At 34.3% G+C, this 12,693-nt stretch carries 3 protein-coding genes; all 3 read left to right on the top strand.

Going from position 1 to position 12,693, the window contains the following annotated elements; translation table 11 throughout:
- The first annotated feature begins 55 nt into the window (after positions 1-55).
- The 3 genes from AA088_RS10340 to AA088_RS10330 are packed head-to-tail and all read left to right on the top strand — an operon-like array spanning position 56 to position 12,681.
- Entirely contained in the window at positions 56-1,984 is a 1,929-nt protein-coding gene (locus AA088_RS10340; RefSeq protein WP_046744900.1) for a T9SS type A sorting domain-containing protein, read from the top strand.
- 43 nt (positions 1,985-2,027) lie between these two features.
- Entirely contained in the window at positions 2,028-12,245 is a 10,218-nt protein-coding gene (locus tag AA088_RS10335; RefSeq protein ID WP_082106685.1) for a SpvB/TcaC N-terminal domain-containing protein, read from the top strand.
- Positions 12,226-12,681 (top strand): hypothetical protein, encoded by a 456-nt coding sequence (locus AA088_RS10330; protein ID WP_046744899.1) that lies wholly within the window; start codon positions 12,226-12,228, stop codon positions 12,679-12,681. Before AA088_RS10335 ends, AA088_RS10330 begins: the two co-directional genes overlap by 20 nt.
- The last annotated feature ends 12 nt before the right edge of the window (positions 12,682-12,693 follow it).

The following is a 12,693-nucleotide window of genomic DNA, read 5'->3' as shown; positions in this document are numbered from 1 at the left end:
TCCTCTTTTTTTCTTTAATAATACTGTGTTGTTTTAACTAATAAAACAACCGCACATGAAACATTATTACTTCCTATTGTTTGTTTTTATAACAACATTGGGATGGAGTCAACATTCAAAATCTTTGCGACTCCATATTACCCACGATAATTTTGAAACTGATTTTAGAACAACACCTAAACCCTCGGAATCAAAAAAAAATCAACAGCAATACATAAACTTTAATCCAGTAATTTCATTTAGAGATAAAACAGATTATGTTGAGATTTTTAAAGAATTAGGAGATTTATCACAAGCTACCATTTTTACAGTATATAAAACGGATGATTCTATAAGAGAAAGAGAAATTTGGGGATTGTATGGAGAAGAGTCATTAATAACTTTAACAACTAAAATTGCCTCAAATACAGATTTGAATGCCTCTTACGAAGGAGGAAACAGTTTCGTTCCAATATTAAATACATATACACAACGATACAAGTCAAAAAATAAAGTGCCCTTTCAAACCAAGTCGAAAGCTGTGATTGGAAAATTTTCACTAAAAGAAGATACAGGTTTTCAAGGTACGATTGCAGAAATATTAGTATTTGATCGAGTGTTAAAAGGTAAAAAACGTCAAATAATAGAAACGTCATTGGCTCTTAAATATGGAATTACACTAGTAAATAATCAAAATTATATTTCTTCGGCAAAAACTGTTGTTTGGGACAATGAAGAAAACCAGCATTATAATTTTAATATAGCAGGAATCGGAAGAGATGATGCTATGAATCTCTACCAAAAACAGGCCTATGCAACAAGTCAGGAAAAACTTTTGGTATTAGGATTAGGGACAATTGAAAAAACGAATTCAGAAAACAATAATGAGTTGGGAGACCATAACTTCTTGATATGGGGAGACAATAACCAGCCACTAGCAATAGAGAGTTCTACTAAAAATCTTAATAGATTAGCACTGCTTCAGCGTAAATGGTTGATTGATGTTACTGGGGAAGAGATAAAAAACAAATCATTTACTCTTGAATTTGATGCTAATCAAGGATTCCAAAAAAGAACTACAAACGCTAAATATATTTTAGTAATTGATACTTCTGGGACAGGCGATTTTCTTCCAGAATATACTAAATATAAAATGTCAGATGAAATTACGGACGATGGAATTCTAAGATTCTCTAATGTTCAATGGGATACAGACAGTTCAGGAACAGATATTTTTTCGTTTGCAGAAATATTACCACTAACATTAGAAATTTTAGAAGGAAAACCTTTAAAATGTGAAGGTTTCAATAATGGAATTATCACTTATAAAACTTCTGGAGGAGCTTATCCATTGCGTTATGAACTTACTTCAACAAAATTAGGATATACAAAGCAATGGGAAAGTACCAAACAAGTTCATGAATCAGAAGTTATTGAAGGTCTAGAAGGAGGATTATACTCATTAAAAATTACTGATGCTTTAGGAACTATTGTAGAAGAATCATACCAAATAGAAAGTCCGACACCAATTGAAGTTAATTTAGGAGAAGATCGTCATCTTTCATTTGAAGGAACTGTGACTATAGATGCTTCTATATCTTCTGAAGAAGCGATAACCTATCAATGGACTTCTGATACAGGCTTTACAAGTAAAGAAGCACTCGTTACGGTGCAAAAACCAGGAACATATAAAGTAACCCTTACTTCAGAAAATGGCTGTACTGCTAGTGATGAAATCACAATTTTAGACAGCGTTATTGAAGAGTTCACACTATATCCAAACCATACAGATAACGGACGTTATGTTCATAAAATTCAATTAGCGACACCTCAAGATGTACATATCAAAATATTTGATATGTCTGGACGAATAGTAGCTACTATTGATGGGAAAAATAAAGCCATGTATGAGTTGCCTGGAAATATACAGCAAAACTCAGGAATCTACACTGTAGTTTTAGAAACTACTGGAGGAACAGCAACAAGAAAACTAGTTGTTGAATAATTAGTAAAAAACGCATCCAACCGTAATAACAATTCATTCTATCATGAAAATAAAAAATATACTAATTGTCATGAGTTTCATGTTGTTGCTTCATACAGTTTTAGCATCAGAAACTCCAATTAAAAACAATGATAATAAAGAACTTACGACTTATTATCCTTCTTCTTTAAAAGAAGGGCAAATAGGTGTTACAAAAGTGAAGCCTATAGACACACCAAGAGATAACGTATTTGAAATTGAATTAGATCAAAAACCATCACAAAATGATGAGGTTTGGTTAACCTACGAATTGTATGGAATAGAGGATCATACAGGGATTTCTAGAAGTATCAATAATCAATTATCTATTGGAGGGTTTCTAGTAAAAGAAAACTTGGTGTGGACCCAACAAAAAGAAAAGATTCAAGGAACTTGGTTGAATCAGGGAAGAAATATTATTCGTTTTACCTTACCAGAAAATGTAACATATAGTTATAAAATTAGAAACTTAGGAGTTTCTATCACAAAAAAAGAGGTAGAAACAGTAAGAGATATTGTAATCAATCAACCTGAATCTTTAAAATATTTTGATAAAGTTGGATATGTAAAAGGATATGTATCTGGTAAAAATAGTCATAAAGCAAAACTATACATAGGCGAAAAAGAAATTGCTACAAATGCTACAGAATTTGAAGCGCTGTTAAAAAAACAGCAAGATGGAGCGCAATGGAATGTCACACTTAAAGCTGTTTTTGAGGATGGAGAAACAATCTTTAAGACGATAAAATTTACCACTTTAGATAATGTTACAATTACAAATAATATTGACACGCACATAGCTAAAGGAGCATACAAACTATACCAACCTAACACATTATTTGAATTATCTTATCAAGGAGCCACTATAAAGGCAGATGGAAATGCATTGATTTCTCAAGAAAATATATCAATAAATGCATTAAGAACAGTAGATATTCCTGCTTTAGGTGGAGGAATGGTAAATGTAACCAAAAACAATAGTGGATATCGTTTTTTACCGCATGGAACAACGTTTTCGAATGAGGTAACAATAGCTATGGAGTATGATGTTACTAAAATACCTGATGGATATACAGTAGCAGATATTAAAACGTATTATTTTGATGAAGAATTAAAGAGGTGGATTGCCTTACCAAAAGAGTCTATCGAAAATGGCGTAATAATATCTAAAACGACTCATTTTACAGACATGATTACTGGAGTAATAAAAGTTCCAGAATCTCCTGAAACTACAGGATTTACTCCTACTTCTATAAAAGATATAAAAGCAGCCAATCCAGCAACAGGAGTTACGACTATTGAGCCTCCTTCTGCAAATAACATGGGAAGTGCAAACTTAGGGTATCCAATTAAAATTCCTGCTGGACGACAAGGAATTCAACCTGAACTAGGAATACAGTACAATAGTGAAGGAACAAATGACTGGCTAGGAATGGGGTGGAACATACAAATTCCATCTGTGCATATAGAAACCCGTTGGGGAGTTCCTAGGTATGATACGGCTATGGAAACGGAAACATATACGATGAATGGTGAGCAGTTGGCGCCTGTAGCACATAGAAATGCATTAGTAGCTAGAACCAGTGAAAAACAATTTTATCCAAGAGTAGAAGGAAGTTTTAATAGAATTATTAGACATGGAGATAATCCAACTAATTACTGGTGGGAAGTAACCAATAAATCTGGTGTTCGTTATTTTTATGGAGGAACTCCTTCATTAGGTATTGTTGACAATTCAGTATTAAAAGATAGTGAAGGTAACATTGCACATTGGGCATTGGTAGAAACCCGTGATTTGAATGAAAATTTTGTCAGATATCATTGTGTAAAAGTAGAAGATACTGGTGTACAGGGAGGAACGGTTGCTGGACATAATATTTATGTAGATAGAATTACATACACAGGACATGGAGAAACGGAAGGGAAATATGAAGTTTTATTTTCTAGAGATCGTGAATTAGGTGAAACCAAACGTACGGATATAACCATTAATGCACGATACGGTTTTAAACAAGTAACCGCAGATTTATTACGAAAAATAGAAGTGAAATTTAATGGGCAAAACATACGTAGTTATAAATTGAGCTATGTAGAAGGTGCTTTTTACAAAACGTTATTAGAAAAAATAGAAGAATTTGATGCTTCAGGACAATTATTTACAACACATGAGTTAGAATATTATGACGATGTAAAATCGAATGAAGGATATCAACCGTTGAGTACAGCTGAAAATTGGACACCACAATCTGACAATGTAAAAGGGAACTTTATAAATCCGATTAATTTATTCAATGATGATGCTTCTGCAATTGGAGCAAATAAATCAAGTGGAGCAGGAGCTGGACTAGCAGTAACAGCAGGTCCTTTTGATGGAAATCTATTCGCAAAAACCAATACTGCCGGAGTCTCTTTTGGATATGCAAGTTCAAAGAGTGAAGGTTTATTAGCTTTTGTAGATATTAATGGTGATGGTTTGCCAGATAAGGTTTTTAAAAATGGAAACAGTCTATTTTTTAGACCTAATACTTCAGGGCCTTTAGGTACAACTGTTTTTGGTGATTTAAAGCCAATAAATGGGGTTTCAAACTTTAGCAAAGGAAAAAGCAGTACTAATGATTTTGGAGTAGAATCACACTTTGGAATATTTGCAGGAGCACAATTTAGCACCTCAAAAAGTACTACATCTACATATTTTTCAGATGTAAATGGTGACCAGTTAGTTGATATTGTGAATGAAGGAGTTGTATACTTTAACCATATTGATGCCAATGGTAATCCTACATTTACCGCTTCTAGTGCAGATACACCAAGCCCTATAATAACCTCAGGTTCAATAGATCCAGCTATCGTAATTTCAAACCCATTAGAACTTGAAGAAAGTATCGATAAAAATCCTTTACACGATGTAATAAAAGTTTGGGAAGCTCCGTATACAGGAACAATATCTATTGATGCTCCAGTACGGTTAATAGCTCCTGCGAATCCTTCAGGAACAGCTGATGGAGTACGCTTAGCAATCCAAGTTGCCAATACAGAGTTATGGAACACGACAATAGCTGCGGATGATTTTAGTACACATACACCTACTGGTGTATCAGGGATTTCAATAAATCAAGGAGATAGAGTGTACTTCAGAGTGCAATCTGTTTTTGATGGAACTGATGATGAGGTACAATGGACGCCAATCATTACATATGCACAACATACGACATCAACCACAGATGCAAATGATTTAGGAGTGTACCAGTTTCATGCATCTGATGATTATATTGTAACTGCACCTATGGCAACAGGAATGCCAATTAATGGAACTATAAACATTGAAGGAACATTTACAAAACCCATTACTTCAGACGATGTGGTAGTAGAAATAATAAAAGAAGTTGGCGGAACACCTCAAGTGTTATGGCAGCAATCATACACTTGGAATGTTACTGCTAATCAGAATATTTCATTAAGTGAATCTGTATCACAAGGAGATAATATTTATTTCAGAATTAAAGCAGATACCAATATTAACTGGGCAGCTTTAAGTTGGATGCCAAGAATTTACTATACAGCATCTAGCGATCCTAATGTGACTCAAGTAACAAATGCGCAAGGAAATCCAATATTTGATTTTTATCCAACAGTAGAACACACATTCTATAATAAGTCATTGACACCTTCATTAGTTTGGACAGCCCCGCTAACAGAGTCTATTACTATAACTCCACAACTTACTCTACCACTTGGAAATACAGAAAATGGAGAGGTTATTTTTAGCATCAAAAAAACAAATGAACTCTTACACAAACAAACCATTCAAGTGACTAATGGAGTTGTAGGAACTATTGCAACTATACCACTTTCGGTAACTATGGATGATGAATTGTATTTTGAATATCATATAAGAACTACAAATTTAGCATCTTCTCTCACAACAGCAGATGTAGTGATTACTGCGACAACACCAGAAACCGTTGTCACAGGGTTACATACTACAATAAATACTGAGCTATTATTTGGAATGATGTATCGCCATTGGGGACAGTTTGCCTACAATGGTAATAGAGATCGAGCTACACAGCCTATTAATGAAAGTGATTTAGTATTTGATGACTCACTTACAAACCCACAAGAAATTGATTTAAGTGGAGCTATAGATGCAGATGATATGATGAATATGTATGATGCTCAAGGAGGAAACAATCCGTCAGAAAGTAAATTTATCTATATGATTCCGTATGCACAAGAACAAGCATACAAAGGATATGATGAGCTTACGTATGTCAAGAAACAAGTCATAAGTTCTTCAAGAATGGGAGAAGATGATATATTACCAGTAGTGCCTCTAGTTGATGATGTAGGAGGTCCAAGTGGAACTGGAGCTGTTGCCATAAAAAAAATTAGTAAATCTAAAAACACGAGTTTCTCTGTAGGAGTTGGTCCAGCGGGAGTTAGTTACAGTACAGGAAGCACAAGACAACTATATGATTACATCGACATGAATGGTGATAGCCATCCAGATATCGTTTCAGAAAACAAAATTCAATACACCTTACCAACAGGAGGATTAGAACCCAATGTTACCAATCATGGTTTTGGAGATGTACACCTTTCCGAGCATGAAGCATTCGGGTTTACACTAGGAGGAACATTCTTAAAATCAGGAGATCAAAATTCTAATCAAAAAGGAAAAGGTTCTAAATCTAGTGATGCTGAATCTGAATCGAGAAATGCTGCAGGAATAAGCGGAAACTTTAATACTAATAATGATAAGGTTGAATTTGCTTGGATGGATATCAATGGAGATGGTCTTCCAGACAGAGTATATACTGGAGGAGAAGTAGAATTGAATCTGGGATACAAATTTGCTCCAAGAGAACAATGGGGATACGTGGGTATTAGTGACGGAAAAGCATTGAGTTACGGAGCCGGATTAAATATCAACTTATTTAACTACAGTTTGTCGGTTGGTGTTGGGTTATCTAGAAGTGAAAATGAAGTTGAAAAAACACTACAAGACATTAACGGTGATGGTTTATTGGATTATATAGAAGATGCTTCTCCACTCAAGGTAGCAATTAATACAGGAAATGGTTTCGCGCCTCCTATTTTATGGGATGGTGCCAATAGTATCTCCGAAGGTGTATCTACTGGAGAATCTGCTAATGGGGCATTTACAGCATGTATTCCATTAGTTCCTCCAATAATAGTTGCCAAACTATGTTTCAACCCTTCTGCAAATATCTCACATGGTGTGAGCAGAGAAAAAGTTCAAATAACCGATGTAGATGGTGATGGATATCCAGATTTTATACAATCTGATAAAGACAACGATTTAACGGTAAAAAGATCTACAATAGCGCGTACAAATAAATTAAAACGAGTAAAAAGACCTTTAGGAGGAGTTTTTGCGTTGGACTACAATCGTATAGGAAACACTTACAATCAGCCTAGTAATGTATGGGCAATGAGTAAATTAGAAATTCATGATGGTTTTGAAGGAGATGGGGCTGATACAATGTTAAGTACATTTGAATATGAAGATGGGAAATATGATAGACATGAACGTAACTTTTATGGCTTTGCAAAAGTTAAAAACAATCAACATGACACCGAAAACAATAATCAAATATACAGAAGCGTAGTTCAAGAGTTTATCAACAACAACTACTATGAAAAAGGATTATTGAAACGAGAAGTGATGCAAGATGGAAACGAAAATCCATATACTGAAAGTATAAATACCTATGTGTTACAAGATGTGAGTTCAGGAACCATCTTACCGAATACGTACAAGCAAACAGATGACGGATTGGCTTTCCCTTCAAATACAGAAATGGTGAAAAACTTTTATGAAGGAGGAGCTACTGCAGAAAAAAGTACACGAATGCTCTATAACTATGATATTTTAGGTAATGTGACAGGATTTACAGATTTTGGAGATAATGGTACTGAAGACGATTTATCTGCCAATGTAACGTATCATAACATAACATCATCGTACATTGTAGGCATGCCAAAAAGTATAGTTGTTACAGGAAATGGGCAAATATATCGTAAAAGGCAAACTGATATAGATGCGAAAGGGAACGTAACTCAAATCCGAAAATATATAGAAAATGGAGGAATTGCTGCGTATGATATGGAATACGATACCTATGGAAACATCTCAAAACTTACTCGTCCTGAAAACGCTACAGGAAATCGTTTGTTCTTTCAATACGAATACGATCCTGAAGTAGCTACCTATGTAACAAAAGTAATGGACGGGTATGGATATTCATCATCATCTGAATACGATTATCGTTTTGGACGAATGTTACTAAGTACTGACTTGAACGGACAACAAATACGATATGAAATAGATGATGTGGGTAGATTAGAAACCATTACAGGACCATTTGAGTTGGCTGCGGGATTACCGTATACAATTGCTTTTGATTATAATATAGATGCCACTGTTCCATGGGCGTTAACAAGACATTATGACCCAGAACATTCAGGAAATGATCTTGAAACAGCTACCTTTATAGACGGACTTAAAAGAGAAATACAAGTAAAAAAAGACGGTGCTATACATGTTGGTCCCGAAGGAGTTGCTGATGAAGAAAAAATGATAGTCTCCGGAAGAATTACGTACGATGCTTTAGGTAGAATTACGGAAAGTTATTATCCTGTAACAGAAGCTAAAGGTAGTACAGGAGCATTTAATGCTACGTATGATAATACCTTACCTATAACTACAGAGTATGATATACTTGGTAGAGTTACCAAAGTGACATTGCCAGATAATACCACTACACAAACAGTATATAGTTTTGGGAATGATAGAGACGGAAATATTCAGTTCAAAACTAGAATCACAGACGCAAATAATATATGGAAAGAAAGCTATACCAATGTTAGAGGGTTAACAAAATCAATTTTAGAACAGTATAGTCAAGGAAGTGATATATGGACAAGCTATAACTATAATGCTATCAATGAGCTTGTTGAAATAACAGACGATCAAGACAATACAATCACTTCAAGCTTTGATTGGTTAGGAAGAAGAATAGGAATCACTCACCCTGATGCTGGTACAACAACCTATGAATATGACTTAGCAAGTAATTTGACCAAAAAAGTTACAGCAAATCTAGAAGCCTTAGGTGCAGGAATTACATATCAATATGACCATGAACGTCTCATAGGAATAACTTACCCTGAAAATCCACAAAATAATGTGTATTATACATATGGAAATTCAGGCGACGACCACAATAGGGCAGGAAGAGTAGTAATACAAGAAGATGCTACCGGAGCACAAGAGTTTTTTTACAATCAATTGGGAGCGGTTACTAAAAATATCCGAACTATTGTAGTTCCAGATAGCGAATTGCTTACCTATACTACAGAGTGGACGTATGATACATGGAATCGTGTCATAGATATGAAATATCCCGACCAAGAAAAATTAACCTATACCTATAACGTTGGTGGATTATTGTACAGTTTTAGCGGAATAAAAGATGGAACAACTTATGAATATGTTACTCAATTAGGATATGACAAATTTGAACAGAGAGTTTATTTAAGTTATGGTAATGGTACAGAAACGTTCTATAATTACGAACCAGATCGTAGAAGACTAAAAACTGTTATCGCTGAAACAGCCGACAATAGAAGAATGATGGATAATGTATATACGTATGATAATGTTAGTAATGTACTACGTTTACAAAACAATGCAGAAATTCCTTCAAGTAATCTAATGGGAGGTCAAACAGATTATAACTATAATTATGATGACTTATACAGATTGACTTCTGCTTCAGGAAGTCATCTAGGAAGTAATCATGAAAACAAGTACGACCTTTCTATGCAATATAATTCAATTCATAATATCATTAAAAAAGAACAATTGCATGAGTTTAAAGGATATGATGAAACAGAATGGAGTCCAAGAAATAAAACAACGTACACGTATGACTATGAATATGGAGACTCTCAACCACATGCACCTATTCATATAGGAAATCAAACATATACGTATGATGCGAATGGAAATCAAACAGGGTGGAATCATGATGTGAGCGGACAACAACGACAAATTTTATGGGATGAAGAAAATCGCATTAAAGCAATCGCAGATAACGGAGCGGTATTTAGCTATGTATATGATGCTGATGGCGATAGAGTACTAAAAAATAATGGCGGAGGACTAACTGTAAATGTAAATGGGGCAGTTACAGGAGGAAATGGAAGTATAGGAAACTATACAATTTATGTAAATCCATATGTCGTTGTGAGAAATAGTCAAGTAACGAAGCATTTCTTTATAGATAATCAACGTGTGGTAACGAAACTTACAGAAAGTAATGACGTGTTATTACAAGAAAGAGCCGGAGGAGAAAATACTACACGAATAAATTATAAAGTAAAAGAAGCACAACTCAAAAGTAGTGTTTATAGCTCGTACGCTGATTTAGGATTAGAAGTGGAAAATATTGGCAACAAAAAAACTGAGAAAAGTAATAGAAATACTCCAACAGATACACCTCCTCAAAATGGCAACAATGGAAACGGAAATGACAATTCTACAGGAAATACAAATGGAAATGGAAATGGAAACGGAGGAAACAACGGAGGAGGAAATAATGGCGGCGGAAATGGCTCTGGAGGAAATGGAGGCAACAATGGTTCGGGAGGAAATGGAAACAACCAAGAAGCCTTTGTTTACTATTATCATCCAGATCATTTAGGAAGTTCTTCCTACATAACAGATTCTAACGGAGAAGTTACACAGCATATAGAATACTTTGCTTTTGGAGAAACATTTGTAGAAGAACATAGTAATACTGAGCGAACTCCTTACTTATTTAATGGAAAAGAATTAGATGAAGAAACAGGGTTATATTATTATGGAGCAAGGTATTATGATGCTAAAACAAGCGTGTGGCAAAGTGTAGATCCCTTGGCATTATACGATCCTGTTTTAGAAACAGAAAGTTATTTAGATGGTCAACACAATAGAGGATATTTTAATCCTAAAAACATGGCTGCATATGGTTATTGTTATCAAAGCCCTGTAATGTTTATTGATCCGAATGGAAAACAAGTATGGTTTGTTAACGGTCAAGAACAAACTACAGCAATGCCTGGCTGGAGAACTAATGCTAGATCTGTTGGATTTGCGTTAAGACATCCTATAGCAGCAACAACTATTGGATCAGTAGAAAGAGGGTCTACGAACATCTCATCTGTTGCAGGAAGACTAGCGAGACACGCAGCAGAAAATGGAAATATGACTGTCGGGATAAATCAAGAAAGAAACGCTCTAAGACACGGAATTTGGTCAGCTATGATACGTTCTGAATTTAGCAGAGGAATTTCCAACAGAGCGACAAATGCCCATGAAGGAGTAGGTATTGGAGAAAGACACAATATAGATTTTTCAAAACCATTTAGTAGTACAGATGCAATGTTGGCAGATCATGTAGTAGATATTTTAAATAACGAAATAGGAACTAGAATCGCTGAAGCAAACCCAAATTCTACAGCCATAGAATTAGCAGAATTAGTTCTTAAAGAATTTAAAGATAATGGCCTGTGGACAGCTTCTGCCGACAAAAACGGTAATTATACACTATCAAAAACAACGATCACTCAAACTCAATATGATACTGCTATTAGGACACTTGGTACACTCAATGCGAATGGTTTTACAGCAGCCGAGCAACAACAAATTGATGCAGAAAAGGCGAAGAGAAACCGACGAATAACTACGTGTTTTGTGGCAGGAACAAAAGTGCTAATGGCAGATGGATCAAGTAAAAATATTGAAGAGGTAAAAGAAGGAGATGAAATCATGAGTCTTAACATGGAATTGAATAAATTAGAAAAAGATTTCGTTCTTGAAATTCCTTCTGTTGTAAAAGAATATCGATTAATAAGAATGTCTTTAGACGATGAAAACTCAATTGAATTTTCACCAGCGCATCCATTTTGGGTGGTAGGAAAAGGATGGTCTGTATACGATCAAAAAGAAGCTTTAACAGAATTGAGTTTTTCTGTAAACAAAATAGAAGTTGGAGATAAAGTACTAAAATTAGTGGATGGAGAACTTAAAGAGTTTACAGTAAAATCAATTGAAGACACCAATGAATATGTAAAAATGTACAATGTAGAATATGTTAAAAATAATAATACATTTTTTGCAAATGGTATATTAGTACATAACAAAAGATTAAAAAATGAATACGAAAAACAATAAAATATCATTAAGGATTTTATACTGTTTTACATTTCTTTTTATTTCTTGTAGTGATTATTGTGATGAAATCATAAACTATGCTAAAGTCAAATTTGGAAATGATTTTGAAGAAGCAGAAATAGATTTAAAAAAAGTGTATGATTTTGATTGGAATAAACTATACATATTTCAACCGCTACAAGATCAAAATGAAATATCGGAAGCGATAGGTTTTGATTGTGAATGTGCAATTGTGCCTGATGGGAAATGGTTGTACCTTTTCATAAAGAATAATACAATTGTCAATGAAAAATACACAACCTGTTCGAATATAAATTTTCTAGACTCTCATAATGGGAAGGGAAACTATCAAATAGACGTTTCTAATTCTAAATTTAAAATAAGTAAGAGTAAAGAAAACAAAAACTATTACGTATTAAAAAATATAGAACAATAGTTTTTAAGTGTA

It is taken from the genome of Kordia zhangzhouensis (assembly GCF_001005305.1).
Lineage (GTDB): Bacteria > Bacteroidota > Bacteroidia > Flavobacteriales > Flavobacteriaceae > Kordia > Kordia zhangzhouensis.
This window is presented reverse-complemented; position numbering and strand designations above follow the sequence as displayed.